23 protein-coding genes are annotated in these 24936 nt (G+C 74.2%); 7 read left to right on the top strand and 16 right to left on the bottom strand.

All coding sequences use genetic code 11. The features are described 5' to 3' along the window. Positions 1–122: 122 nt before the first annotated feature. The 6 genes from ACWGIS_RS16420 to ACWGIS_RS16395 form a co-directional block, all read right to left on the bottom strand. Complete coding sequence (locus tag ACWGIS_RS16420; protein ID WP_453363093.1) at positions 123–1457, bottom strand: MFS transporter; 1335 nt, start codon at positions 1455–1457, stop codon at positions 123–125. After that, positions 1454–2119: an ArsR/SmtB family transcription factor gene (locus ACWGIS_RS16415; protein ID WP_453363092.1), complete on the bottom strand. Its 666-nt coding sequence runs from the start codon at positions 2117–2119 to the stop codon at positions 1454–1456. The genes ACWGIS_RS16420 and ACWGIS_RS16415 overlap by 4 nt, the downstream gene beginning before the upstream one ends. Positions 2120–2213: 94 nt before the next feature. Beyond that, on the bottom strand, positions 2214–3227 hold the full coding sequence (locus ACWGIS_RS16410) for a DUF5914 domain-containing protein (protein WP_453363091.1): 1014 nt from the start codon (positions 3225–3227) through the stop codon (positions 2214–2216). Then, a complete protein-coding gene (locus ACWGIS_RS16405) occupies positions 3224–4243 on the bottom strand; it encodes a phytoene/squalene synthase family protein (protein ID WP_453363090.1) in 1020 nt (339 codons plus the stop codon). The genes ACWGIS_RS16410 and ACWGIS_RS16405 overlap by 4 nt, the downstream gene beginning before the upstream one ends. Then, positions 4240–5781 carry a phytoene desaturase gene (locus tag ACWGIS_RS16400; RefSeq protein WP_453363089.1) on the bottom strand — a complete coding sequence of 514 codons (1542 nt, stop codon included), beginning with the start codon at positions 5779–5781 and terminating at the stop codon, positions 4240–4242. Before ACWGIS_RS16400 ends, ACWGIS_RS16405 begins: the two co-directional genes overlap by 4 nt. After that, on the bottom strand, positions 5778–7091 hold the full coding sequence (locus ACWGIS_RS16395) for a polyprenyl synthetase family protein (RefSeq protein WP_453363088.1): 1314 nt from the start codon (positions 7089–7091) through the stop codon (positions 5778–5780). The genes ACWGIS_RS16400 and ACWGIS_RS16395 overlap by 4 nt, the downstream gene beginning before the upstream one ends. A gap of 540 nt (positions 7092–7631) precedes the next feature. On the opposite strand from ACWGIS_RS16395, the gene ACWGIS_RS16390 reads away from it, so the two are divergent. The 3 genes from ACWGIS_RS16390 to ACWGIS_RS16380 are packed head-to-tail and all read left to right on the top strand — an operon-like array spanning position 7632 to position 11159. Next, positions 7632–8828, top strand: coding sequence for a lycopene cyclase family protein (locus ACWGIS_RS16390; protein ID WP_453363087.1), 1197 nt, complete (start codon positions 7632–7634; stop codon positions 8826–8828). 46 nt (positions 8829–8874) lie between these two features. Beyond that, positions 8875–9606 carry a methyltransferase domain-containing protein gene (locus ACWGIS_RS16385; RefSeq protein WP_453363086.1) on the top strand — a complete coding sequence of 244 codons (732 nt, stop codon included), beginning with the start codon at positions 8875–8877 and terminating at the stop codon, positions 9604–9606. Then, positions 9603–11159 carry an FAD-dependent oxidoreductase gene (locus ACWGIS_RS16380; RefSeq protein ID WP_453363085.1) on the top strand — a complete coding sequence of 519 codons (1557 nt, stop codon included), beginning with the start codon at positions 9603–9605 and terminating at the stop codon, positions 11157–11159. Before ACWGIS_RS16385 ends, ACWGIS_RS16380 begins: the two co-directional genes overlap by 4 nt. A 9-nt stretch (positions 11160–11168) precedes the next feature. Here ACWGIS_RS16380 and ACWGIS_RS16375 read toward each other — a convergent pair whose 3' ends face one another. Beyond that, positions 11169–11609, bottom strand: a complete 441-nt coding sequence (locus tag ACWGIS_RS16375; protein WP_355792559.1) for an Lrp/AsnC family transcriptional regulator — start codon at positions 11607–11609, stop codon at positions 11169–11171. Between the two features lie 42 nt (positions 11610–11651). Next, on the bottom strand, positions 11652–13001 hold the full coding sequence (locus ACWGIS_RS16370; RefSeq protein WP_453363084.1) for a transaminase: 1350 nt from the start codon (positions 12999–13001) through the stop codon (positions 11652–11654). 274 nt (positions 13002–13275) lie between these two features. Here ACWGIS_RS16370 and ACWGIS_RS16365 point away from each other — a divergent pair, with 274 nt between their 5' ends. Beyond that, positions 13276–15321, top strand: coding sequence for a SpoIIE family protein phosphatase (locus ACWGIS_RS16365; RefSeq protein ID WP_453363083.1), 2046 nt, complete (start codon positions 13276–13278; stop codon positions 15319–15321). A 57-nt stretch (positions 15322–15378) separates the two neighbouring features. On the opposite strand, the gene ACWGIS_RS16360 is transcribed toward ACWGIS_RS16365, so the two are convergent. Then, positions 15379–15765: a PPOX class F420-dependent oxidoreductase gene (locus ACWGIS_RS16360; RefSeq protein WP_453363082.1), complete on the bottom strand. Its 387-nt coding sequence runs from the start codon at positions 15763–15765 to the stop codon at positions 15379–15381. A gap of 87 nt (positions 15766–15852) precedes the next feature. Continuing rightward, a complete protein-coding gene (locus ACWGIS_RS16355) occupies positions 15853–16482 on the bottom strand; it encodes an HAD family acid phosphatase (RefSeq protein WP_453363081.1) in 630 nt (209 codons plus the stop codon). A 303-nt stretch (positions 16483–16785) separates the two neighbouring features. Here ACWGIS_RS16355 and ACWGIS_RS16350 point away from each other — a divergent pair, with 303 nt between their 5' ends. Together ACWGIS_RS16350 and ACWGIS_RS16345 are read left to right on the top strand one after the other, a co-directional pair. Next, complete coding sequence (locus ACWGIS_RS16350; protein ID WP_453363080.1) at positions 16786–17616, top strand: SAM-dependent methyltransferase; 831 nt, start codon at positions 16786–16788, stop codon at positions 17614–17616. Between the two features lie 131 nt (positions 17617–17747). Next, the gene (locus tag ACWGIS_RS16345) at positions 17748–19124 is read left to right on the top strand and encodes a S1 family peptidase (protein ID WP_453363079.1); all 1377 of its coding nucleotides are present in this window, start codon (positions 17748–17750) and stop codon (positions 19122–19124) included. Positions 19125–19210: 86 nt separating this feature from the next. Here the strand turns inward: ACWGIS_RS16345 and ACWGIS_RS16340 are convergent, their stop codons facing one another. Both ACWGIS_RS16340 and ACWGIS_RS16335 read right to left on the bottom strand, forming a co-directional pair. Continuing rightward, positions 19211–19396, bottom strand: coding sequence for a hypothetical protein (locus ACWGIS_RS16340; protein WP_453363078.1), 186 nt, complete (start codon positions 19394–19396; stop codon positions 19211–19213). 125 nt (positions 19397–19521) lie between these two features. Further along, positions 19522–20217 carry a L,D-transpeptidase gene (locus tag ACWGIS_RS16335; protein WP_453363077.1) on the bottom strand — a complete coding sequence of 232 codons (696 nt, stop codon included), beginning with the start codon at positions 20215–20217 and terminating at the stop codon, positions 19522–19524. Positions 20218–20411: 194 nt separating this feature from the next. Here ACWGIS_RS16335 and ACWGIS_RS16330 point away from each other — a divergent pair, with 194 nt between their 5' ends. Continuing rightward, positions 20412–21812 (top strand): pyridoxal phosphate-dependent decarboxylase family protein, encoded by a 1401-nt coding sequence (locus ACWGIS_RS16330; RefSeq protein ID WP_453363076.1) that lies wholly within the window; start codon positions 20412–20414, stop codon positions 21810–21812. 41 nt (positions 21813–21853) lie between these two features. On the opposite strand, the gene ACWGIS_RS16325 is transcribed toward ACWGIS_RS16330, so the two are convergent. From ACWGIS_RS16325 to ACWGIS_RS16310, 4 genes are all read right to left on the bottom strand, one after another. Further along, positions 21854–22651: an SDR family NAD(P)-dependent oxidoreductase gene (locus tag ACWGIS_RS16325; protein ID WP_453363075.1), complete on the bottom strand. Its 798-nt coding sequence runs from the start codon at positions 22649–22651 to the stop codon at positions 21854–21856. A 67-nt stretch (positions 22652–22718) separates the two neighbouring features. Next, positions 22719–23633 carry an SDR family oxidoreductase gene (locus ACWGIS_RS16320; RefSeq protein WP_453363074.1) on the bottom strand — a complete coding sequence of 305 codons (915 nt, stop codon included), beginning with the start codon at positions 23631–23633 and terminating at the stop codon, positions 22719–22721. Between the two features lie 260 nt (positions 23634–23893). Beyond that, positions 23894–24526: an MBL fold metallo-hydrolase gene (locus tag ACWGIS_RS16315; RefSeq protein ID WP_453363073.1), complete on the bottom strand. Its 633-nt coding sequence runs from the start codon at positions 24524–24526 to the stop codon at positions 23894–23896. Next, positions 24526–24936, bottom strand: a 411-nt coding sequence (locus ACWGIS_RS16310; protein ID WP_453363072.1) for a zinc-binding dehydrogenase, incomplete at its 5' end; no start/stop codon positions are given. The genes ACWGIS_RS16315 and ACWGIS_RS16310, both read right to left, overlap by 1 nt.

Here is a 24936-nt window from a genome sequence, read left to right as displayed (position 1 = left end):
CCACGCACATGCGCGGGGGCGGCGTGGTGAGCACGGGCGTCACCGGCCGGGCGGACGGGTGGCGTGTGCCGCCTCCTGGACGTGGGCCGCCCCTGGACGTGAGGCGCCGGCGGCGCGGACCCTCACACCGGGTCCTTCGCGCAGGCCGGCGCGGAGTCCGCCTTCGGCCGCTCCGCGGTCACCCGCCCCCGTACGCGGTCCATCTCGCGCCATTCCGGCCGGATCCCGGCCAGGCTCGTGGTGAGGAAGTACGCGGCGCCGCCGACGAGCAGCACCGGCACGAGTCCGGTGAACGCCAGCGCCGCCCCCGCCACCAGCCCGCCGAGCGGGATGCCCGCCCACGACAGCGAGTCCCCCAGCGCGTTGACCCGGCCCAGCATCCGGCGGGGGACGCGTTCGAGCATGACGGCGCCCAGCACGGGGTTGAGGAAGCCCGCGCCGAAGCCGCTGACGGCGAACACGGCCAGGACGACGCCCAACGGGGCGTCGGCGGCGAGGACGAGGAATCTGGGCGCCCCCGCCAGCACGTACCCCACGAAGAACACCGGCCTGCGGCGCAGCCGGTGTGCGGCCGTCGCGGCGATCAGGCTGCCGGCGACCGCGGCGGCTCCCGCCACACTGCCCGTCAGCCCGATCGCGGCGGGCCCGTGGCCGGACTCCTCCGCCCACACGGGGGTCAGGACGGTGACGAACGCGGCGTCCAGCAGGTTGGTGATCCCGACCGTCACGATCACCGCGAGCAGCAGTGGCTCGCCGCGCAGGAAGGTGAAGCCCTCGCCGAACCGCCGCCAGTAGCCCGGTGCCGCGGACCCGTCCTGTGCGGGAGGGTCCTCGGGCGGGTGTCCCATGCCGCGGGGCAACGCCAGCCCGACGATCACCGAGCCGAGGGCGAAGCAGCCGGCGTTGACGACCAGGCCCGTGAGCGGGCCGAGCAGCGCCACCAGGAGGCCGCCGGCCGCCGGGCCGAGGGTGGACGCGAGCCGTTCCGTGACCCCGGACAGCCCGGTGGCCCGCTCCAGCGGCACCGATCCGTGCTCGGCCGCCTCCGGGACCATGACCTCCTTCGCGAGGTCGCCGGGACCGCGCAGTCCGCCGATCAGCGCCACGAGGACCAGCAGGAGCGGGAAGGTGAGCAGGCCGAGGGCGTGCAGGAGGGGGACGGCGGCGGCGGCCGCCGCGCTGGCCAGGTCGGTGGTCCAGGAGACCCGCCGGGGGCCGGTCCGGTCGATCAGGGGTCCGGTGAGCGCCTTGACGACCACGTAGGGCGTCAGCTCGCAGAAGGCGACCAGTCCGGTCTGCGTGGCGCTGCCGGTCGTGACGAGCACGAACCAGGGCAGCGCCACGGCGGAGACCCGCGTGCCGGTCAGCGACACCGCCATGGCGGCCAGCACACCGGCCAGGGGCCTGAGCGACCGAGTGCCCGCCGGGCCGGCCCCGTGGGATGTGCCCGCCGTCACGACGTCTCCGTTCCCGTCCCCCCACGGGGGGCGGAGGGGGCGTCGGGCACGGGAGACGCGTCGAGTTCGGGCAGGATCTGGGTGATCAGGGCGACCCGCTCGGCGCCCTCGGGGGCGTCCTCCGCCGCCTGCGGTGTGTCCTGCCGGTAGCGGTCCACGACCGCCCGCAGCTCGTGGCGCAGGGCGACGGACTCCTCGGGGGTGAGCCGCAGCGCCCAGTCGCTCATGTCGAAGGTGCCCCGCCACTCCTCGGGCATCGTGTGCAGTTCGTTGAGCGCCTGCTGGAGGCGCAGCCCGTAGGTGGCGGCCATGGACTGCAGGTACGCCAGGGCGGCCTCGGGTTCCCGGTCGGTGAGGTCCCGATCGCTGAACTCCGTCGTCCGGTGCACCGAACGCCACCAGCGCTCGCGCGCGTTGCCGCGTTCGGTGTCCTCCTCCACGAAGCCGGCCGCGCCGAGCTGGCGCAGGTGGTAGCTGGCCGTCCCGGAGTTCACGCCCAGCCGCTCAGCCAGGCGCGTGGCCGTCGAGGGCCCGTACTTGCGCAGCAGTCCGACCAGTTGCACCCGTACCGGATGGGCCATGGCGCGCAGGCCCCTGGCGTCCAGGACGACCGAGTCCGCCTGGGTCCTGGGCTCGTCCGGCCCACCGCTCGTGTCCGTCATACGGGCAGACTAAACCGCAAAGACTTCTTCGCAAAGAGTTCTTCGCAAAGAAGTCTTTGCGGTTCTGGATGCGGGCTGCGGCGGTCCGGGCCCCTCAGCCCGGGAAGCGTCCCGTGCTGCGCAGGTGCCAGCGCCGCTCCGCGTAGGCCAGGTCGTCGCGCCACAGCCGGCCGGCGGCGACCCGCATCAACGGCCGCAGCAGCGGCGCCGCGCCCCGGGCGACGGCGAAGCCGCGCCGGCCGGAGGCGGCCACGATCGCCTCGGTCACCAGGGTGCGCGCGCGCCCCAGCTCGTCGGGGCCCCGGGGGGTCGCGTGCGTCTCGACCACCGAGCCCTCGCCCTCCCCGTCGGTGATGTGCATGACCACCGTGCGCGGTTCCGGCGCCGTGAACACCGCGCGCACCGGCACCACCAGCCGGCCGGCGAGCTTGAAGGAGACGTCCACGGTGAACCCGTCGTCGTCCTCGGCCTCCTGACCGGTGGGACTCTGCACGACCGTCAGGTCCACGAAGGAGTACGGGTGGAACCAGGCGCCGTGCCAGGGGTCGAGGCGGTTGGCCACCACGTCCTCCGGCTCGCACCGGCCGACCGCGCTGTACACGGCCTCGACCGCTCCCGGCAGCGGTGGCCGCACCGGGACCACCGGGGCCGGCAGCGGGTCCTCGCCGCCCACACCGTCCAGGCGGACCCAGACCAGCACGCCGTCGTCGTGCACGGGCAGCGGTTCCCAGCCCGCGACGGGACCGCCGTCCAGGGCCAGCCCGTGCCAGTGGCAGACGAGGGTGCCGCAGCGGACGGGGCTGTCGGCCAGCGGAGCCCCCAGGTGCGGGCACACTCCCGGTCCCGCCACGAGCCGTCCGCCCGCGTCCCGCCAGACGACGACCTCCTGCCCGGCCACCGTGCACGCCAGCGGACGCCCGGGGCCGACGTCGCGGGTGGCGCCGACGACGTACCAGTTGCCGGACGGCCTGGCCGACGCCCGCTTCAGGGCGGCGGCGATGACGCCGGGCCGTGCCTCGCGCCAGGTGGGCAGCTGCTTCTCCCACGCCACGGGGTCGCGACGCAGCCGCAGCGGCAGCCGGGGGGTACGACGGGCGCGGCCGCTCACGCCGCCTCCTTGCGCCGGGACGGCCGCACGCGGCCGTCGGCCGAGGCACAGCGGTCCGGCGGCTGTGCCGAGCGGTCGCCCCGGGCCCGCGCCCGCGCGGCGGCCAGGAGCACGAGACCGTCCAGCGCGACGGCGGCCCGCCTGCGCCGGGGCACCACCGCACGCCGGTGCAGCACGGCGTAGCCCTCGTCGGCCACGGTGTCGAGGATCGCCCCGTACAGGACGAACGCGGTACGGATGCAGGGCCGCGCGACCGGGTCGAGCATCGCGATGCCGGGGGCCGCGTCGCGGTAGACGCCGCGGGTCAGGTCCTCGGCGGCGCGCAGTGCCTCGGTGATGCGGGGGTCGCGGCGGCCGGTGTCCCGGCTCCACCGCAGCAGGGCCCGGTCCACGCCGTGGGCGCCGAGCAGGTCGGCGGGCAGGTACACCCGGCCGCGGTCGAGGTCCTCCCCCACGTCGCGGAGGAAGTTGGTGAGCTGGAAGGCGACGCCGAGCGCCGCCGCGTGCGGGGCGGCCTCCTCGCGGGGGACGACGGTGCCGAGCACCGGCAGCATCTGCAGCCCGATGACGGCGGCCGAGCCGTGCATGTAGCCGTACAGGTCGTCGTAGGTGGCGTAGCCCGTGACGTGCAGGTCGCTGCGCATGGACGCCATGAAGTCGACGAAGTGCCGGTGGTCGATGTGGTAGCGGGCGGCGGTGTCGGCGAGGGCGGCGACCACCGGCTCGTCGACCGGTCCCTCCCGGCGCAGCCCGAGGTGCAGCCGGGTCTCCAGCCGGGCGAGCGCCGCCGTGCGGTCGTGGGCGGTGAGACGGTCGTCCAGGGTGTCGACGATGTCGTCGGCCCAGCGCGCGAATCCGTACAGCGCGTGCACGGCGGGCCGCCGGGCGACGGGCAGCAGCCGGGTGGCGAGGAAGTAGGTGCGTCCGTGCCGTGCGTTGAGCGTGCGGCAGTGGGCGTAGGCGGTGCGCAGTCCGGGGTCGTGGATCCCGGCGGCGTCGAGTTCGCGGTCGGTCATGGGCGGGCGCCCTCCACGGTCGTAGGGCGGGCGGCGGGGCGGGTGACGCGGCGGGGCCGGAGTCCGGTGATCCGGGCCGCGGCGAGCTTGCCGGAGACGAGGACGGTCGGCACACCGACGCCCGGGGTGGTTCCGCAGCCGGCCAGCACCGCGTTCTCGGTGCCGCTGACGAGGTTCCGCGGACGGAAGGGACCGGTCTGCGCGAACGTGTGCGCCGCCGAGAACGGCGTGCCGGCGGCGTGCCCCTGTGTGTGCCAGTCGGCGGGGGTGACCAGGCACTCCTCCTCGATGGACGAGGCGATCCCGTCGAGCCCGCGGCGTTCCAGCACGTCCAGCAGGCTGTCGCGGTAGCGGGGGGCGAGGTCGCCCCAGGCGGCGGCGCCGGGTCCGATGTCCGTGTTGGGGCAGGGCGCGAGGATGTAGTGCAGGTGCCTGCCCTCGGGGGCCAGCGAGGGGTCGGTGGCGGTGGGGCGGGTGATCAGCAGGGACGGATCGGTCATCAGGCTCCCGGTCCTGGTCAGTTCGTCGAAGGTGCCCTTCCACGCCCGGCCGAAGGACAGCGTGTGGTGTCCGAGGCCCGGCCAGGTCCGGTCGGTGCCCGCGTGCAGGACGACGGCGGACGGCGCGTGCCGCAGCCCGAGTGGTCGGCGGGGACGGCGGCCCAGCAGGCGGTAGGTCACCGGCAGGTCCGGCGTGAGCACCACCGCGTCGCACGCGATGCGGCCCTGCGAGGTAAGGACCGCCGTGACCCGTGAGCCGGAGCGTTCGAGCCCCGTCACGTCGTGCTCGTAGCGGAGTTCGGCGCCCGCGTCGGCGGCGGAGTCGGCCATGGCCTGCGGCAGGGCGTGCATGCCGCCGCGCGGGAAGTACACCCCGGCGACGGTGTCCATGTACGCGATGACGGCGTACGCGGCGAGCGCCCGCTCGGGCGGCACGCCGACGTACAGGGCCTGGAACGAGAAGATCCTCCGCAGCCGCTCGTCGCTGAGGAACCGTCCGATACGGGCGTCCAGGCGCCCGAACCCGCCGAGCGCGGCGAGCCTGCCGAGGTCGGGGGTCAGGAGGTTCAGCGGCGAGTCGAAGTTCGCGTCGATGAAGCGGCGCATCTGGACGGCGTAGAGCTGCTCCAGCCACTGGCGCAGCCGCCGGTAGCCGGCGGCCTCGCGGGCCCCGGCGAAACGTTCGACCTCGGCCTCCATGGCGTCCGCCCGGGTGTGCACGTCGAGGGCGCTGCCGTCTGCGAAGCGGGCCCGGTAGGCGGGGTGCAGGGGGATCAGGTCGACGCGGTCGCGGAGGCTGTCGCCGACCGCGGCGAACGCCTCGTCCGCGAGGTCCGGCATCGTCAGCACGGTGGGGCCGGTGTCGATGCGGTACCCGGCGCGGTCGATGCGGCCGGCCCGGCCGCCGGGCAGGGCGGCGCGTTCCACGACGGTCACCCGGCGTCCCGCGCCCAGCAGGTGCAGTGCCGCCGACAGGCCGGCCAGCCCCGCGCCGACCACCACCACGTGGTCGGTGCGGCCGGTGACGGTCCTGGTCATCGTGTTCCTCCTGCGGCTCCGGCGCCGGTCAGGCACGCCGTCGGGTCGTCGTCCCCGGTCTCCGGCGGTTCCGCCGCCGGGTCGCGGGCGGGTGTCACGCCGGCCGCCGCGCACATCAGGGCCTGCAGCCGGTCTCGTACGGAGGGCAGGAGCCCGGCGTCGGCGAGGTGCTGGGCGCTGCGGGCCGCGAGCCGCTCGATCCGGTTCTCGACGGCGGTCCTGGCTCCGGTGGCCGTCAGGACGTGCCGCACCTCGGCGAGTTGTGCCTCCGTCAGGTCGCCGTCCCCGAGGCAGCGGTCGAGGACCTCGACGGCCGACCGGTCGCGGGACTGCGTGGCGCGGGCCCGCGCCACGGCGACCAGGTAGGTGCGCTTGCCCTCGCGGATGTCGTCGCCCGACGGCTTGCCGGTGCCGCGCGGGTCGCCGAAGACGCCCAGCAGGTCGTCCCGGAGCTGGAAGGCGACTCCGGCGCAGCGTCCCGCCGCGCACATGGCGTCGGTCGTGGCGGCGTCCGCTCCGGCCAGTGCGGCGCCGAGGGCCAGTGGCCGTTCCACCGAGTAGCGGGCGCTCTTGAGGCAGGCCGCGCGGACGGCCCGGGCCATGGAGCCGGTGGCGGTGGACTGGTCCAGCAGGTCCAGGTACTGGCCCGCGACCATTTCGGTGCGCATCGCCCGCCAGACGCGCCGCACGGCCGGCGGTGTGCCGGGGTCCGCGACCAGGTCGGCGACGACGTCGTCCGCCCAGGCCAGGGCCAGGTCGCCGGCGAGGATCGCGCCCGCCTCGCCCAGCGCGCCGGCCCGCCGCCCGACCGTTCCGGCGTACTGGGCGGCGAGGTCGACGTGCAGGGCGGGGCGGCCCCGGCGCAGGGCGGAGGCGTCCATGACGTCGTCGTGGACGAGCGCGCAGGTCTGGATGAGTTCGAGCGCCGCCCCGATCCGCAGCGCCGTCTCGGCCTCGGCCGGGTGCCGGCCGCCGCCGCAGCCCCGCAGCGCCCACCACAGGAACTGGGGGCGCATGCGCTTGCCGCCGTGCCGGGTGAACCGTGCTACGCGTTCGGCCACGTCGGCGCCGAACGCGAGGTCCAGCGCGGACGCCTGGGCGACCCGTTCCCTCAGGACGGTGTCCAGTACGCGTCCGACGGCGCCGGGCACGTCGGCGTCCACGGCGTCCGGGTGCCAGGGCACTGCGGTCGCGGTGTCCGTGTCCGGACCGCCGCGCGGGCCCGAAGAGGCGTGCGCCTCCCGGGTGTTGTGCGGTGGCACGGGTGCCGGGCCGATCGCGGGGTGCTCCCCGGCCCTCGTACGACGCATCCCGGTTCCTCTCGTCGTGGCGGACGCGGGTTTGCCGGAAGTGATTCGGCCGGGGTGGGCGTGGCGGATGCGATGGCGTCCTCTTTTTCCCGTCCGCCGGGTCGCCCGTGGGTGCCGGAGCGGATCCGGCTCGTGCCGGCCGCGAGCGGTGAAGCTACTGCGGCCGTGAGCCGTCAGGGCGGCGACACACGAGCGCGGGCGTGAATCGGACGCTGTCCGGGTGAGAGTCCGGGTCCACCTGGCGGCGTCCCGGGCGCCGAGCGGCGGACAGGTCGCCCGGTAGTCCGCCGACGGGCCGTCGGGTGCGCCGCCCCGCGCCGTCGGCGCCCGTCCGGTCCCGTCCCGCCCGACGCGAAGGGCCGCGGAGGCGCCCCCGGCCGTCGCCGTCCCGGACGCCCCCGGCGTGGCGATGCGCCGATGGGCCTACCCCGGGCGGGAATTCGGTGCGGCGCGCATCCGTACGGGTGCCGCGCACGGAATGCTTCGGCAGGCGCATCCCTGTGCCCGCCGCCTCCCTGCCGTATCCGAGGAGTGGAACCTGTGCTCGACGCGGACGTCGCCATCATCGGCGCGGGAGCCGCGGGCCTGTCCCTGGCGCACCGGCTCTCGTCCGGTGCCACGGGCCGCCGCACCCCCTCCGTCGTCCTCCTCACGGCGCCGCCGGGACCGCTGCGGCCACCGCGCCGCACCTGGTGCTACTGGGAGGCGGGCGCGGGTGCCTACGACCGTGCGCTGACCGCTTCCTGGCAGCGCCTCAGGATCCGCGGGCGCGAGGGCTCCTGGACCGACAGCCGGATCGCCCCGCTGCGCTACAAGATGCTGTGCTCCGACGACTTCGAGGAGCTCGTCCACCACGACCTGGCCGCCCGGGGGTCGGTGCGCGGGATGGAGGCCGTCGTCGACAGCGTCGAGGGGCTGCCCGGCGGGGGCGCGCAGGTGCGGGCGTCCACCGCGGCCGGCGTACCGCTCGCGGTGCGCGCCCGCTGGGTCTTCGACTCCCGGCCGCTGGGGGCCCTGCCCGCGGCCCGCACCACCCTGCTCCAGCACTTCCACGGCTGGTTCGTGCGCACCGACCGTCCGGTCTTCGACCCCGACGTGGTGGACCTGATGGACTTCCGCACCCCGCAGCCGGACCGGGGCCTGTCGTTCGGGTACGTGCTGCCCACCGGACGGCACACCGCGTTGGTCGAGTACACCGAGTTCTCCTCCGCGCCGCTGACCGCCTCCGCATACGACGCCGCTCTGCGCCACTACACCGGGGAGGTGCTCGGTCTGGGCGCGTTCGAGGTGACCGCGCGGGAGACGGGCGTGATCCCCATGACCGACGGCTCGTTCGCCCGGCAGACCGGCCAGGCGGTGTTCCGGATCGGCGCCGCCGGGGGCGCGACCCGGCCGTCGACGGGGTACACCTTCGCGGCCGTGCAGCGTCAGACCCGTGCCATCGCGGCCGCGTTCCGGTCCGGCCGGCGGCCGGCGCCCCCGCCGGCGCACTCGGCCCGGTCCCGCGCCATGGACGCCGTGCTGCTGCGCGCGCTCGCCACGGGCCGGGTCGACGGCGCGGACGTCTTCTCGCGCCTGTTCGCGAGCGTGCCCGCCGAGCGTCTGCTGCGCTTCCTCGACGGCCGCACACGGCTCCACGAGGACCTCGCCGTCGGTCTGCGCACCCCCGTCCTGCCGATGCTGCGCACGGTGGCGGAACTGCCGTGGCTGCCCCGGCGTCCGCCCGGGGACTCCTGACACCGGCGAAGCCGCCGCCCCATCTTTCGGAAACCGAGGAGACTGCATGCCCCTGCTGCGCGACGCGGAGCTGGCCACGGCGTTCGACCACGCCTCCCGCACCTACGACCGCCTGGTCGCCTTCAACCCCGGCTACCACGCCCACCTGCGCCGCTCCGTGCGCCGTCTCGGACTGCCGGACGGCGGGGCGGGCCGGCGGGTGCTGGACCTCGGCTGCGGCACGGGGGCGTCCACCGCGGCGCTCGCCGCCGTGCTCCCCGAGGCGGAGATCGTGGCGGTGGACGCGTCGGCGGGCATGCTGGAACGCGCGGCTGCCAAGAGCTGGCCGTCGCGGGTGACGTTCCGGCACGCCTCGGCGGAACGCCTGGCCGAGGAAGGCGTCGAGGGTCCCTTCGACGCGGTCCTGGCGGCGTACCTGTTCCGCAACGTGGCCGACCCCGACCGGATCCTGGCGGCCGTGCACGCACTGCTCGCTCCGGGCGGCAGGCTCGCGGTGCACGAGTACACGCTCAGCGGGCTGCCCGCCCACCGCACGGTGTGGAACGCCGTCTGCCGCGGCATCGTGCTGCCCGCCGGCACGGCCGCCGGTAACGGCCGCCTCTACCACCATCTGTGGCGCAGCGTCGTGGAGTTCGACACCGCTCAGGCCTTCGGTGACCGGGTGCGGCGCGCGGGTTTCGGGCAGGTCCGGGTGCTGCCCGTGCCGGGCTGGCAGACCGGCATCGTGCACACCGTGGTCGGGCTGCGGCAGGATGCCCCGCACGGGGGTGCGGTGTGAACGCCCGTCCCGGGAACGGGGTGCCCCGGCGGGGTCGGGACCGGCGCGCCCACGTCCTCCTCCCGCGTCCGGGGCGCCCGCGGGTGAGCGGCGACGCGCCCTCCACCGCGGTGATCGGCGGCGGCATCGCCGGGCTCGCCGCCGCGACCGCCCTCGCCGAACGCGGGGTGCGGGTGACGCTCTACGAACGCGACCGGACCCTCGGCGGCCGTCTCGCCGGCTGGCCCGTCGAGCTCGCCGACGGCAGCCCGGCGACGATGAGCCGCGGCTTCCACGCGTTCTTCCGCCAGTACTACAACCTGCGGGGCCTGCTGCGCCGGGCCGATCCCGGGCTCGGCATGCTCACCGCCCTGCCGGACTACCCCCTGCGGCACAGCAGCGGCCTGACGGACAGTTTCCGGCACGTGCCGCGCACACCGCCCTGGAGCGCGCTCGGTTTCGTGGCCCTCAGTCCCACGTTCGGCGCCCGGGACCTGCTGCGGATGAACCCGTCGGCGGCCCTGCCGCTGCTCGACGTCCGCGTCCCGGACGTCTACGAGCGGCTGGACGGCGTCAGCGCGCACGAGTTCCTCGCCTCGATCCGCTTCCCCGAGGCGGCGCACCACCTGGCCTTCGAGGTGTTCTCGCGGAGCTTCTTCGCCGATCCGCGGACGCTGTCCGCGGCGGAGATGGTGCTGATGTTCCACATCTACTTCCTCGGGTCCTCCGAGGGGCTGCTGTTCGACGTCCCGCGCGAGCCCTTCCCGGCCGCGCTGTGGGATCCGCTGGCCCGCCGGCTGGCCGCGCTCGGCGCGCGGGTGCGCACGGCGACGCCCGTCGAGTGCGTCGAGCCCCGCGCGGACGGCGGATATCGGGTCGCGACACCCGACGGCGAGCGCGAGCACGACACGGTCGTGCTGGCCCTGGACACCCAGGGGCTGCGCTCGGTCGTGGCCCGGTCGCCCGGACTGGGCGACGCCCGGTGGCGCGAGCAGGTGGCGGGACTGCGCACCGCTCCCCCGTTCCTCGTCTCGCGGCTGTGGCTCGACCGCCCGGTGGCCCCGGATCGTCCCGGGTTCCTGGGGACGAGCGGTTTCGGCTCGCTGGACAACGTCAGCGTGCTGTCCGGCTGGGAGGGCGAGGCCGCCCGGTGGGCCGCCCGCACCGGCGGGTCCGTCGTGGAACTGCACGCCTACGCGCTGCCGGACGGCTGCGTGCGCGACGTGGAGGAGAAGCGGCTCGTCGAGCAGCTGTACCGCGTGTACCCGGAGACGCGTGCCGCGGGCGTCGTCGACGTACGGCACGAGTGGCGCGCCGACTGTCCGCTCTTCCCGGTCGGCGGGTACGCCGACCGGCCGACCGTACGGACTCCGGACCCGGGTCTGACGGTGGCGGGCGACCTGGTGCGCACGGAGCTGCCGGTGGCCTTGATGGAACGCGCCGCGACCTCCGGGTTCCTCGCCGCGAACGCCCTGCTGGAACGCTGGGGCGTGCGCGGCCAGACCCTGTGGACCGTGCCCGACCGCGGGCGCTCCGCCGTGCTGCGGGCACTGGCCGGCCGGACGCGCGGGTGAGCGCTCCGGTCAGCCGACGTCCCAGAGGAAGCGGTGCGTGTGGATCCCGAAGTAGGGGAAGGACTGGACCCGCGCGACTCCCTCGATGGGCCGTACGACGTCGTTGACGAAGTCGAGCAGGTCCCTCGGGCCCGGGCACACCACCTCGGCGAAGAGGTCGAACCCGCCCGAGGTGAGCACCGAGTAGACGACCTCGGCGCGCCGGGCCAGCTCGTCGGCGACGGCCCGGGGGTCCCCGTCGACGGCGATGCCGAGCAGTGCCATGGACTGCCCGCCCATGCCCATCGGGTCGGTCACGCCGACCACCTGGACGGCCTTGGCGTCCAGCAGGCGCTGGAGCCGCTGCCGGGCGGCCGACGCGGACAGTCCGACCTTGGGTCCCAGGTCCGCGTACGCGATACGGCCGTCGGTCTGCAGTTCGCGCAGGATGGCCCGGTCGATCTCGTCCACGCTCTTCCTTCCGGCTCGGGGGCCCAAGATTAACGGCGCGGCTCAGCCCGCAAGTTCGGCGAGGGCGGCGGCGAAGACCTCGGTGTGCGTGTCCACGTCCTGCTCCGTGGTGTCCGGGCACATCAGCGCCATGTTGTGGAAGGGGGTCAGCAGGATGCCCCGGTTGGCCAGGTACAGGTGGAGGAAGTCCTCCAGCTCGGGGTCCGCGGCCGCCGCGGACTCCGTCCCGGTGCGCGGCGCCGGGTCGGCGAAGCGGTATTCGGTGCGCGCGCCGAGCCGGCTCACCGACCACGGCAGGGCGTGCGCCCCGATGCCGGCGCGCACGCCGTCCTCGAACCGCTCGGACAGTTTCGCCATGTGGGCGAACGCGTCGTCGGTGAGCACGTGCTCCAGCGTGGCCCGTGCCGCCGCGACGGACAGGGCGCTGCCGGCGAGGGTGCCGCCGACTCCGCCCATGTCGACCAGGTCCAGGTCGTCCCGGCCGAGCAGCCGGTCGGCGAGCTCGGCGGACAGTCCGTAGGCGCCGACCGGGACACCGCCGCCGATCGCCTTGCCGATGGTGAGCAGGTCCGGCTCCAGGTCCCAGGCGGCGGTGCAGCCGCCGGGTCCGGCCGAGAAGGTGTGCGTCTCGTCGTTGATCAGGAGGGTGCCGTACCGCCGGGTCAGGGCGCGGACGCCCGCCAGGTAGCCGTCCTCGGGCAGCACGATGCCGATGTTGGTGAGCGCCGGCTCCATGAGCACGGCGGCGACATCGCCGTGGGCGAGTTCGCGCTCCAGCTGCTCCAGGTCGTTGAACTCCGCGACGCGGCTGGTCAGGGTGACGTCGCAGGGCGCGCCGACGTTGCCGGGCCGTGCGGTGCCCTGTCCGTCGGGGCCGACGACGATGAGCGACTCGTCGACGCTGCCGTGGTAGCTGTAGCTGTTCACCAGGATCTTGGGGCGGCCGGTGACCGCGCGGGCCAGCCGGATCGCCCAGCGGTTGGCGTCGGTCGCGGTCAGCGAGAAGCTCCAGCGGGCGAGGCCGAAGCGGCGGGTCAGTTCGGCGCCCACCCACTCGGCGTCCTCCGTCGGCAGCATGGCGGTGGCGCCGCCCAGCTCGGCGAACCTCCGCTGGACGGCGTGGGCCACCGGAGCGGGCGAGTGCCCGGCCATCGCCCCGGTGTCCCCGAGGCAGAAGTCGATGTACTCGTGGCCGTCGATGTCGGCGACCCGGGCGCCGCGGGCGGTGTCGAGGTAGCGGGGGAAGGCGCCGGCGGTCTTGTTCATCCAGGTCATCGGAACCCGGCCGAAGAGGTGCTCGGCGCGTTCGTAGGCGGCCCTGGACCGCGGGTTGCGGCGCTCGGCCTCGGCGCTCTCGCGGGCCAGCAGGTGCTGCAGACGGACGCGATCCATGACGTACCCCAGTTCAGACGGTGACCGATCACCAGGGAGCGTACGATCGAAAAGATCGCTTGAGCAAGGGATCGCGATCGATTCGCTTGCCGAGGCAGCGGATTCCGCAGTGGTGTGGCGCTTGGTTCGGCGGCCGGGTGCCGTCGCCCGCCGCGTCCGGCCCGCTCCCGGGCGGGGCAGAGGTTGCCCGGCCGGGCGGGCTGTGCCGTAATCGGAGAAAGGCCGCGGAACGGATCATGGCGGTGTCGGAGCCGCGCCGGAAGGAGCGGCTGGGATGCACGGGTACGCAGCCGGGCCGGGAGACGGCAACACCGCGGCGCCGGGAGGTCTGCTCGACCTCCTCCAGGTCGCGGCCGTGGTCCTGGACGGCGACGGACGCGTCGTGCTCTGGAGTCCCGAGGCGGAGCAACTGCTCGGATACCTCGCGGACGAGGCCCTGGACCGCCGGGCCGACAAGCTGCTCGTGTCGCCCGAGAACCGCCGGCGGGCCCGGGACCTGTTCGCCCAGGTGCGGTCGGGTGCCGGCTGGGCGGGCGTCTTCCCGCTCCGGCACCGGGACGGCACCGAGGTGCCGGTGGAGTTCCGCACCATGCGGCTGCGCGACCGGCAGGGGGCGATGCACCTGCTGGGGCTGGCGGCCGACGCGACCACCGTACGGGGCGTGGAGCGGGACCTGGCCCTGTCGCACAGCCTGGTCCGGCAGACCCCGGTGGGCATCGCCGTCTTCGACACCGGCCTGCGGTGGGTGAGCGTCAACCCCGCCCTGGAGCGGATGAACGGGGTGCCGGAGGAGCAGGTCCTGGGCCGGCGCATCCGGGAGGTGCTGCCCGACCTCGACGTCGAGGTCATCGAGTCGCGGATGCGGCACGTGCTGGTCACGGGCAAGCCCCTGCTGGACCAGATGACCATCGGCCGGACCCCGGGGCTCCCGTCGGCACGGGCCTTCTCGGAGTCGTACCACCGCATCGAGGACACGCAAGGCCGCGTCCTCGGGCTCGCGGTGGCCATCATCGACGTCACCGAGCGGCAGAACGCGGCGACCGAGGTGTCCGAGGCACGTGAGCGCCTGTCGGTGATCGCGGACGCGGGCGCGCGCATCGGGACCACGCTGGACCTCCAGCAGACCGCCCGGGAACTCGCCGACGTGGCGGTGCCGCAACTGGCCGACCTGGCCGCCGTCGACGTACTGGAGACGGTGGTCACGCACGGCACCACCCCGGCCGTCACGGGGGACGCCCACGCCGAGTTCAGGGCGCTGGCGGTCGCGGCGGGCTACCTCACCGACGCCATCCACGCGGCGGACCCGGTCGGCGAGCTGGCCACCTACAGTTCGTCCCGGATCATCACCCAGTGCGTCCGCGAGGGCCGCCCGATACTGGTCGAACAGGTGAGTCCGGCGATGATGCGGCGCATCGCCCGGGACGCGCACGCCGCCCAGGTGCTGCACACGGCGGGTGTGCACTCCTACCTGGCCGTCCCCCTGGTGGCGCGGGGCGAGGTCCTCGGCACGCTCAGCCTGTACCGGTCCGTCAACCAGCGCCCCTTCGACGAGCAGGACCGCATCCTCGCCCTCGAACTCGCCACCCGGGCCGCGATCTGCGTCGACAACGCCCGGCTCTACGGGCGGGAACGAGCGGCGGCCCTGACGCTCCAGCGGAGTCTGCTGCCGCCCGCACCGGCCGAGCACGCGGGGCTCGACATCGCCGCCCGCTACCTCCCGGCGCTGAGCGAGGTCGGCGGGGACTGGTACGACGTGTTCTCCCTGGGCCCCGGCCGGACCGGACTCATCGTGGGCGACGTGATGGGCAAGGGCGTCCAGTCGGCCGCCGTGATGGGCCAGTTGAGCACGGCGACCCGCGCGCTCGCCCGGCTCGACCTGCCGCCCGCCGAGCTGCTGCGCCACCTCGACGACATCACCGGCTCGCTCGGCGAGACGATCGCCACCTGCGTGTACGCCGTGTGCGACCTGCGCCGGGGCAGCTGCGAACTGTCCAGCGCGGGCCATCTGCCGCCCGTCCTGATCCGGCCCGACGGCAGCGCCGCGCTGCTGGAGATCCCGGGCGGTGTACCGCTCGGCGTCGGGGGCGTGGACTTCGGCACCGTGGAACTGGCGATGGCGCCGGGCTCCCTGCTCGCCCTGTACACGGACGGGCTGGTCGAGAACCGCTACGACCCCATCGACGCGGGCCTGGACACCCTGACCCGGCTGCTCCAGGGCCCGCAGCGCCCCCTGGAGACGACCAGCGACATGCTGCTCTCCGCGCTGCGTCCCGAACCCGACGACGACGTCGCCCTGCTGCTGGTCCGCAGGCACGCCTGAGCGGACGCGCACGCGACGGCCAGCGGCGCCGACCGCGCGCACCGCGGCGGCTCCGGGTCAGGAGGCCGGGGTGATGCGGATCCCGAGCGTCCCGTCCTTGCCGCGGCGCAGCCGGCTCCCGAACAGGGTGAGGCGGCCCGTCACGCCGTACTTGCGGGCGATGAGCTGCCGGATACGGGCGGTCCCGGCGTCGTCCAGGATCTCGGCCCGGGCGGGGAGCTGGGCGCCGGTCGGGTGGCCGCGCATGTCGCAGGGGCCGGCCAGGACGTCCGGACGGTTGCGGATGCGCTTCACCTTCCCGGTGTCCGCGGCGGTCCAGATGCCCAGCGCGTCCCCGTCGCGGACCACCCAGACCGGGGTCGAGACTCCCGTGCCGTTCTTGCGGTAGCTGGTGACGAGCAGGTACTTGCCTGAGGCGAGCGCGTCCAGCGGGGAATCATCCATACCGGAATTCTAGGCCCTGTCCGCCCGTTCCTCCCGGGCCGGGAAGCCCCTCACCCCGGCCCGGGAGGCTCGCCGCCGCCGCTTCGCTCAGGACAACTGGCCGTCGTAGTCAGGCAGTTTGAACGTCCGCTCGGCGTGGCCGCCCACCAGGTCGGACGTGTTGTTGCCGATGTTCGCGATGATCGTGTAGCCCTGCGCCTCGATGGCCGCCCGCCGGCCGGTCTTGTAGGCGCTGACCTCGTCGAACAGGTCCGGCAGGCTCCGCACGTGGAGACCGTCGACGGGATAGCCGACGGCCTTGAGGTTCCACTTCGTCTCGGCGGCGATGATGCCCGGCCGTGCGGTCACGAAGAAGACGGCGGCACCGCGCTCGTGGGCGTAACGGGCCAGTGCCAGCGAGGCCTTGAGCGCCGGGGTGGGCAGCTGGTACCACGGGTGGAAGTCCGTCTCCAGCGCGGTGTTGTCGATGTCGAAGACGACCGCGAGCCGCTGACCTCCGGCCTGCTCGGTGCGCTGCCGCACATAGGGCAGCGCCTGGTCGACGACGACCTGCACGTCCCGCTGCCAGGTGCCGTAGTCGATGTCGGCCGCCTGCGCCGGCGCCGCGCTCACGGCCGCCGTGGACGGTGCCGCCGTGGCGGCCCCCGTCCCGCCGAGGCCCAAGGCCACGGCCATCGAGACCGTGGCGACCCAGCGCCCCGCACCGCGTGCTCTCATTCCCGTTCCCTTCGTCGTCCGAGCGGCGAGGATAGACCTCCGACGCCGCATCAGCCATGGTCACGACAAGAAGTGGAGTGCAGGCGACGCGGAAGTTACCGATTGGTAGTGACTTGCCCGCCGCCCGGCCCCGGCGCGTACGCCACGGCGACGGCGGATGGCCGGCGCACCGGCGGACGGCGGCCGGTCCCGACCGGGAGCACCGCCCGCGCCGCCGTGCGGGCCCACCTCCGGACACGGCAGGCAACTCGGCCGTCTAGATTGCCTGTTGACACTGCACTCCCACACGACCAGGAGCCGACCGTGCCCGAGAACCAGGCAGCCGCGGAACACCCCTCCGAGCCGGTGCGCAGCCGCATCGTCACCACCCAGCCGCACACGGCGAGGATCTGGAACTACTGGCTCGGCGGCAAGGACAATTACGAGGTGGACCGCGCGGCCGGCGACCAGATCCGCCAACTCCACCCCGGCATAGGCGACTACGCCCAGGCCGACCGGCTGTTCCTCGGGCGGGCGGTGCGGCACCTGGTCGCCGACCGCGGCATCAAGCAGTTCCTGGACATCGGCACCGGCCTGCCCACCGCCGACAACACCCACGAGGTCGCCCAGCGCCTCGCCCCCGACGCGCGGATCGTGTACGTCGACAACGACCCGCTCGTCCTCGCGCACGCCCGCGCGCTGCTGACGAGCACGCCGGAAGGCAGCACGGACTACCTCGACGAGGACCTGCGCAACGTCGACGCGATCCTCGAACACGCTTCCAAGACGCTGGACTTGAGCAAGCCCGTGGGGCTGATGCTGCTCGGCGTGGTCATCTTCGTCAACGACGACGAGGAGGCGTACGGCCTGGTGCGCCGCCTCCTCGACGCCCTCCCCGCCGGCAGCCACCTCGTCCTCTCGCACACCGTGACCAGCCCGTCGATGCCGGACGTGGACGCGGCCGTGGCCTTCTGGAACGAGCACGGCACCCCGAAGCTGAAGCAGCGCACCCCGGAGGCGGTCGCCCGCTTCTTCGACGGCCTGGAGCTGCTCGAACCCGGCGTGGTGTCCTGCTCGCGCTGGCGCCCGGAGACGGCGTCCGGCCAGCAGCCGGACGAGGTGGCGATGTTCGGCGGAGTCGGCCGCAAGCTCTGAGCCGCCCGGGCCCCCGGGCACGGCGACGCGGGGCGGTGAACACCGCGGCGCCCAGGCACGTATGGGAGGAGGGCGTTCGACCGGCGCCCCGGCGGTGGTGACACCGCGCGGTTCGGCTTCGGGAGCCCTGGATGAGGCACGCACGACGACGGATCGTCCGACGGGGGGCGCGGTTCGCGGCCGTCGGCGGGCTGCTCTGCGGTGGGCTGATGGTGACGCACGCCGTGGCGAGCGAGCCGTCCGACACCTCGCGTGCCCCGGGAGCCTCCGCCGCGCCGGCCGCCGGCCCGGGCTCCGGACTGGTCGCGCGGCTCGGCGCGACCCGTACGGCGGGCAGCTGGATCGCCTCCGACGGGCGCACGGTCGTCGCCGTCACGGACGCGGAGGCGGCGGCCGAGGTGCGGCGCGCCGGAGCCCGGCCCAAGACGGTCGGCCACAGTCTGCGGGACCTCAAGTCGGCCACCGCGCGCCTGACTTCGGCGCCGCGCGTGCCCGGCACCGCCTGGGCCGTGGACTACGCGCACAACGAGGTGGTGGTCCGCGGCGACAGCACCGTCTCCACCGCCGACTGGTCCCGTATGACGAAGCTGGCCGACGGCATCGGGGACCAGGTCCGCATGGAGCGGACGCGGGGCACGTTCACCACGCGGGTCAACGGCGCCCAGCCGATCTTCTCCAACGGCGGCCGGTGCTCCGCGGGGTTCAACGTGACCGACGGGCGGAGCGAGTTCATCCTGACGGCCGGGCACTGCGGTCCGGCCGGCTCCGTCTGGTTCGCCGACACCACCGGCACCCGGCAGGTCGGCCGGACGGTCTCCCGGTCGTTCCCCGGCGGTGACTTCTCGCTGGTGCGGTACACCGACGCCCGCACGGACGCGGACACCAACGTCGTCGCCATCGGCGGGGACCGCGGGGTGCGGATCACGGCGGCCGCCGATCCGGCGGTCGGCCAGCGGGTCTTCCGCAGCGGCAGCACCAGCGGGCTCCACGACGGCGAGGTCACCGCGCTCGACGCGACGGTCAACTACCCGGAGGGCACCGTCACCGGCCTCATCGAGACCACGGTGTGCGCCGAGCCGGGCGACAGCGGCGGCCCGCTCTTCTCGGAGGGGGTCGCCCTGGGCGTGACGTCCGGCGGCAACGGGGACTGCGACACGGGCGGCACGACGTTCTTCCAGCCGGTGACCAAGGCGCTCACCTCGCTGGGCGTGCGGCTGGCCGGGAAGCCCGCGGCACCGGCCGCTCCGAACGGCCAGGCGTCGCCGGCACCCGCCGCCACCCAGGGCGCGGCCGTGGCGCCCGGGTCCGCGGCACCGGGCGCCGTCGAGCCGGTGGGCACACCCGGCGTCTCGCAGACGCTTGTGTCACGGCTCACGGATCCGCGGAACATCGGTCCCGGGCTGCTGGTCATCGCGGGGGGCATCATCGCGCTGGTAGCGACCCGGTACATCCGTACCGAGCAGGAGCGCAGCCGCTACCGGAGGCGCTACGCGCAGAGTTGGGGCTGATCCCCGCCGGGCGGCCGGGCCGGATCACCGGCGACGGCGGCCGCCCCGCGGGCGGAGGGTGAGGGGTCGGTCGGTGGGAGACGCGCTCACGCGACCTGCGTGGAGCGCGGAGCGGCCGCTGCCCACTCGAGGACGAGCCGCTGGTACTCCCGCCGCTCGTCCATGGTCAGCGTCCCGCCCGTCCGGAACCAGAGAGCCCGGATCTCCTCGTTGACCTCGGCGGCCGAGCGCGCCGAAGTGGATTCAGGAGTAGTGGACATGCTGTGAAGCATACGGCTCCGGGCGTGAAGGCGATGTGAGCAAAGACGCATCTTCGGGCATATCGGACCGTGAAGCTGATCACTCCTGTGCAGAAGTGAGCGAACGGGCATGAGCCCGCCGCTCACACGGCAAAGGATCAGGTACCGGGCTTGCGGCCGTACACGAACACGTCGTCGCCGTTCCTCAACAGCGACCAGTACTTCTTCGCCGTGGTCGTGGTCATGTTGACGCAGCCGTGCGAGCCCGGCGGGTTCCACATGCTGACGCCCACCGAGTGGAAGGCCTGACCGCCGTCGAAGAACTGGCTGTAGGGCATCGGCACGTTGTAGATGCTCGACACGTGGTCGATGTGCCGCCAGTAGATCTTCTTCAGGCCGGTGCGGGTCTCGTACCCGTCACGGCCCGTACGGACCGGTACCGGGCCGTAGACGAGCGTGCTGCCGTCCTGGATCCAGCTGAGCTGGAGGGTGAGGTTCACGCAGGCGATACGGCCCTTGTTGACCGGGCACGTCCCGTTCCTGTTGGGGTTGGTCCCGACGGCCTTCTGCTTGTTCATGAGATCCATCACGCCCCAGGTGACGGATCCCGCGTAGCCGATGTTCGGGCTGATGCCGTGCTTGGTCTGGAAGGCCTGCGTCGCCAGGCAGTCGGCGCTGGACTGCCTGCCGTCCACCGGGCGGCCGAGGAACTTCTCGACCTGCTTCTGGTACGGCCCGGTCTGTGTCGTGCAGCTCGCGGCGTTCGCCGGCGCGGCTCCGAGCGCGAGCGAGAGCGGCGCGATCAGTCCGGCGACGCCGAGTGCGACGGCTCCCCGTCTGCGGATGTCCCCCATGGCAGGCCCTTCCCCTTCATACGGTCTTGCTGTTTCTTGCACACTTGGACAGGCGGCCGGGGGAATCGGTTGTAGGCATCCCGCACCCTGCGACGGAACGGTGACATTACGCCGCGCTCCCGGCTGGAGCAAAGGGGCCACCTGTCCCGGATTGGCCCCGGAAGCCGCCGGGGCCGACTGCCTAGGCTGCGGCCATGCATCCCGTACTGGCCGAGGACCTGGCCCGGTTCCCCGCACTGCTGCAGTCCGCCCGCGACGTCGCCGCCCGGGAGATCGCCGGCCTCGCCGACCGGCCGGCCGCCCGCCCCGGTAAGGCGCCGGACGCCGAGCGCCTCCCGGCCGGGGGCGCCGGGGCCGACGGCGCGCTGGCCCGCTTCACCGAGCGGTGGGCGCCCGGCTTCTCCGGCTCCGCCGGACCGCGCTACCTGGGCTTCGTCACCGGGGGCGCGACCCCGGCGAGCCTGGCCGGGGACTGGCTGACCGGGACCTACGACCAGAACGTGTCCGGCGCCGCCGGCTCGTCCGCGTCCGCCCTGGAGCACGAGACGCTCGGCTGGCTGCGGGAGCTGTTCGGGCTGGGCGAGGAGCACAGCGGGGCCTTCGTGACCGGCGCCACCGTCTCCAACACGGTCGGTCTGGCCGTGGCCCGCGAATGGCTCGGTGAGCGGCTCGGGATCTCCGTGTCCCGCGAGGGGGCGGCGGCGCTCGGTCCCGTCGACGTGCTGTCCGGCAGCCCGCACTCCAGCATCGCCAAGGCCCTGTCCGTCCTCGGCATCGGACGGGACCGGCTGCGCCGGGTCCCGGTGCTCGCCGGGAACCGCGAGGCCGTCGACGTCGGGCGGCTGGCGGAGGCGCTCGACGCCCTCGACGGCCGGCCCGCCGTGGTGGTCGCCAACGCCGGGACGGTGAACACGGTCGACTTCGACGACCTGCGGGCCGTCGCCGCCCTCCGGGAACGCTACGACTTCTGGCTGCACGTGGACGCCGCGTTCGGTGCCTTCGCCGCGCTGTCCCCCGCGCACGCGCACCTCACCGACGGTCTCGACGCGGCCGACTCGGTCTGCGTGGACCTGCACAAGTGGCTGAACGTGCCCTACGAGGCCGCCGTCCAGTTCACCCGGCGCCAGGACCTCCAGGTGAAGGTCTTCCACAACGCCTCGCCCTACCTGGGACTTCCGGCCGAGGACCCGGACTTCCTGCACCTGACGCCGGAGAACTCGCGGCGCCTGCGCGCGCTGCCTGCCTGGTTCTCGCTCATGGCGTACGGGCGGGACGGGCACCGCGAGATCGTCGAGCGCAACATCGCACTCGCCCGCCGTCTCGGCGAACGCGTCGAGGCGGTACCGGAGTTGCGTCTCCTCGCGCCCGTCCGCCTCAACGTCGTCTGCTTCACGCTCGCCGGTGACCCGACGCCGGAGCGGGTGCACGCCCTGGCCCGCGAGGTCGCCGCCTCGGGCGAGACGTTCCTGACTCCGACGGTGTACGGCGGGACGCACGCGCTGCGCGCCGCGTTCAGCAACTGGCGTACGTCCGAGGCCGACACGGACCGGGTGCTGGACGCCCTGGTGCGGGCCGCGCACTCCCTCGCGCCGTGACCCGCCCGCTCGGCACGTAGGGACCGGCCCGCTCACGGCGTTCAGTCCGTACGGCGCTGCCGGACCGCCTGCCGGAAGCCGGTGTTGACCGCCGTCAGCCCGCCGTCCACACAGAGCGTCGTGCCGGTGATCCACGCGGCGTCCGCCGACGCGAGGAAGGCCACGGCGGCGGCGACGTCCTCCGGCTCCCCGACCCGGCCGAGCGGGTAGAGCTCGCCGGCCGCCGCCAGGTCGTCGTCCCGGCCCTCCCAGGCGGTGGTGCGGACCGTGCCGGGGACCACCAGGTTGACGCGCACCCCGCGCGGGGCCGCGTGTCCGGCGAGGGTGCGGGTCAGCGAGCCGAGGCCCGCCTTGGCCGCGCTGTAGGCGTGGTTGCCGAAGTCCTGGAGGCCGTTGACGGAGCCGATGCTGACGATCGCCCCGCGGCCGCCGGCCACCAGGTGGGGCAGCGCGGCGCGGCAGCAGCGGTAGGCGCCGGTCAGCGTGAGGTCGAGATCGCGCGCCCACACCTCGTCGGACTCGCCCTCGAACAACGGTGCGTCCGGTGTGCATCCGTACGCGTTGTTGACCAGCACGTCCAGCGAACCGAACACCTCCACGGCGTGCGCCACGGCCCGCTCCACGGAAGCCCGGTCGGACACGTCGCACGCGAACGCCTCGGCCCGGCCGCCCGCTTCGCGCAGGGAGCCGGCCGTCTTCTCCGCGGCGGCCGTGTCCACGTCGGTGACGAGGACCCGGGCGCCCTCGCCGGCCAGCCGCCGGGCGGTGGCCGCGCCGATGCCCCGGGCCGCGCCCGTGATGAGAACCCCGTACCCCTCGAAACGCGGCATGGCAGTCATAGGGGCGACCGTACTGGCCCGGCGATCACCGCGACAGCTCCTCAACGGCGTTCCGTACGGCCCCTGTTCAGCGGTACCCGGTCGCGTCGGCCGGCCTGCCCGGGTCCTGCACCTCGACCATGTACCGCCAGGCGTCGGGGCGGCTGCCGTCCACATCGGTGAAGCCGTAGGTCCGCGCGAGGCCGCCGCTGGAGAGCGAGGCCCCGTTCCAGCGGGCCCGCTCCGGGTCGGCGGCCAGCGCGGCCACCGCCCGGCCGACGTAGAACGGCGTCTCGGAGATGCAGAAGTGCGGCACGTTCTCCAGGGCGTCGCGCCAGGTGTCCTCGGTCACCCCGAAGTTGTCCAGCATCATCTCGGAGCGCAGCCAGCCCGGAGTCAGCGCGACGGCGGTCGCGCCGCGCGGGCCGAGCTCGTGGCCGAGGGCGAACGCCATCCGCAGGACGGAGGACTTGACGAGGTCGTAGAAGAAGGAGACACGGTAGGTGTCGCGGTTGTACTCGGCGGTCCCGTCCGTCATCTCGACCACCAGGCCGCCGGGGTGGCGCAGCAGCAGCGGCAGGGCGTGGTGACTGGTGATCGCGTGCGTCTCGACGCCGAGCCGCAGCAGCCGCAGCCCCTTGTCGAGGTCGTGCTCCCACACGGGGGCGTCCCATGCGAAGAGCAGTTCCCCGCCCCACACGTCGTTGACGAGCACGTCGAGACGGCCCCGCTCCTCGGCGATCCGGTCCACGAGCGTGCGGACCTCGGACGGCACAAGGTGGTCGGTGGGTACGGCGATGCCCGTGCCGCCCGCCGCGGTCACCAGGTCCGCCGTGTCCTCGATGGTCTCCGGCCGGCCGTACTCCGAGCGGCGCTCGCGGGTGCTGCGGCCGGTGACGTAGACGACCGCTCCCGCCGCGCCCAGCTCGACGGCGATGCCCCGTCCCGCGCCCCGGGTCGCCCCCGCGACCAGCGCGACCCTGCCGTCCAGCGTTCCTGGCATCTTCCGACCTCCATGTCCGTGTCCCTCACCTTGACCGAGGCGGCGCCGCCGGACGGTGTGGTCATGAGGGTGTCGTGGAAGCCGGACATCTTCTGTCGCCTTTTCCCGGCGGTTTTCCCCGGGGCCCGTCGCGTCGGATGGTGCGCTGACCGGCGGTCGCGCGCCGGTCGTCGGCCGGTCCGGAGGGTGCGGGGCCCGGGGGTCCGTGGCCCAGGGGTGCGGGGCCCGGGTGCGGGCCCCGCGTCCGGGGTGCGGGGCCGTCAGTGGCCGCGCGCGATCCATTCCTGCAGGTGCGGCGCCTCGGCGCCGATGGTGGTCGTCTCCCCGTGTCCCGTGCGCACCACCGTGTCCGCCGGCAGGCCGAGGAGGCGCTCGCGGATCGACTCGACGATCGTCGGGAAGTGCGAGTAGGAGCGGCCGGTGGCTCCGGGGCCGCCCTGGAACAGGGTGTCGCCGGTGAAGACACTGCCGAGGCCCGGGGCGTACAGGCAGACCGCGCCCGGGGCGTGGCCCGGGGTGTGCATGACGGTCAGGTCCGTGCCGGCCGCCTCGATGACCTGGCCGTCGGCCAGCCAGGCGTCGGGCAGCCGGCCGGGGTGGGTCTGCTTCCACAGGGGCAGGTCGTCGGGGTGCAGCCAGATCGTGGCGCCGGTGCGCTCGGCGAGGGCGGGTGCCGCGTCGATGTGGTCGTCGTGCGCGTGGGTGCACACGATGGCCCGCAGCGTGCGGTCGCCCACCGCCTCGGCGATGGCGTCGGCGTCGTGGGCGGCGTCGATGACGATCGCCTCGTGGTCGTCGCCGATGATCCAGACGTTGTTGTCGACGTCCCAGGTGCCGCCGTCGAGCGAGAAGGTGCCGGAGGTGACGAGGTGGTCGATACGGGCGTGCGTCATCAGAACATCACCACCGAGCGCAGGACGTCGCCGTGGTGCATCCGCTCGAAGGCCTTCTCCACCTCGTCCAGCGCGATCGTCTCCGAGACGAACGCACCCAGGTCCAGGCGCCCTTGCAGATGCAGGTCGATCAGCATCGGGAAGTCCCGCGACGGCAGACAGTCGCCGTACCACGACGACTTGAGCGACCCACCACGCCCGAACACGTCCAGCAACGGCAACTCCAGCTTCATCTCCGGCGTCGGCACCCCCACCAGCACCACCGTCCCGGCCAGATCACGGGCATAGAACGCCTGCCGGTACGTCTCCGGACGCCCCACCGCCTCGATCACCACATCAGCGCCGAACCCCCCGGTCAGCTCCCGGATCGCCTCCACGGCGTCACTCTCACGGGAGTTGACCGTGTGCGT

Source organism: Streptomyces sp. NPDC054842, from assembly GCF_053611025.1.
This window is presented reverse-complemented; position numbering and strand designations above follow the sequence as displayed.

What these genes read in the sequence shown, in the direction of transcription:
- ACWGIS_RS16415 (WP_453363092.1), bottom strand. Translation starts at nt 2,119, where the DNA reads ATGACGGACACGAGCGGTGGGCCGGACGAGCCCAGGACCCAGGCGGAC.
- ACWGIS_RS16405 (WP_453363090.1), bottom strand. Translation starts at nt 4,243, where the DNA reads ATGACCGACCGCGAACTCGACGCCGCCGGGATCCACGACCCCGGACTG.
- ACWGIS_RS16400 (WP_453363089.1), bottom strand. Translation starts at nt 5,781, where the DNA reads ATGACCAGGACCGTCACCGGCCGCACCGACCACGTGGTGGTGGTCGGC.
- ACWGIS_RS16395 (WP_453363088.1), bottom strand. Translation starts at nt 7,091, where the DNA reads ATGCGTCGTACGAGGGCCGGGGAGCACCCCGCGATCGGCCCGGCACCC.
- ACWGIS_RS16385 (WP_453363086.1), top strand. Translation starts at nt 8,875, where the DNA reads ATGCCCCTGCTGCGCGACGCGGAGCTGGCCACGGCGTTCGACCACGCC.
- ACWGIS_RS16370 (WP_453363084.1), bottom strand. Translation starts at nt 13,001, where the DNA reads ATGGATCGCGTCCGTCTGCAGCACCTGCTGGCCCGCGAGAGCGCCGAG.
- ACWGIS_RS16365 (WP_453363083.1), top strand. Translation starts at nt 13,276, where the DNA reads ATGCACGGGTACGCAGCCGGGCCGGGAGACGGCAACACCGCGGCGCCG.
- ACWGIS_RS16360 (WP_453363082.1), bottom strand. Translation starts at nt 15,765, where the DNA reads ATGGATGATTCCCCGCTGGACGCGCTCGCCTCAGGCAAGTACCTGCTC.
- ACWGIS_RS16355 (WP_453363081.1), bottom strand. Translation starts at nt 16,482, where the DNA reads ATGAGAGCACGCGGTGCGGGGCGCTGGGTCGCCACGGTCTCGATGGCC.
- ACWGIS_RS16345 (WP_453363079.1), top strand. Translation starts at nt 17,748, where the DNA reads ATGAGGCACGCACGACGACGGATCGTCCGACGGGGGGCGCGGTTCGCG.
- ACWGIS_RS16340 (WP_453363078.1), bottom strand. Translation starts at nt 19,396, where the DNA reads ATGCTTCACAGCATGTCCACTACTCCTGAATCCACTTCGGCGCGCTCG.
- ACWGIS_RS16335 (WP_453363077.1), bottom strand. Translation starts at nt 20,217, where the DNA reads ATGGGGGACATCCGCAGACGGGGAGCCGTCGCACTCGGCGTCGCCGGA.
- ACWGIS_RS16330 (WP_453363076.1), top strand. Translation starts at nt 20,412, where the DNA reads ATGCATCCCGTACTGGCCGAGGACCTGGCCCGGTTCCCCGCACTGCTG.
- ACWGIS_RS16325 (WP_453363075.1), bottom strand. Translation starts at nt 22,651, where the DNA reads ATGACTGCCATGCCGCGTTTCGAGGGGTACGGGGTTCTCATCACGGGC.
- ACWGIS_RS16320 (WP_453363074.1), bottom strand. Translation starts at nt 23,633, where the DNA reads ATGCCAGGAACGCTGGACGGCAGGGTCGCGCTGGTCGCGGGGGCGACC.
- ACWGIS_RS16315 (WP_453363073.1), bottom strand. Translation starts at nt 24,526, where the DNA reads ATGACGCACGCCCGTATCGACCACCTCGTCACCTCCGGCACCTTCTCG.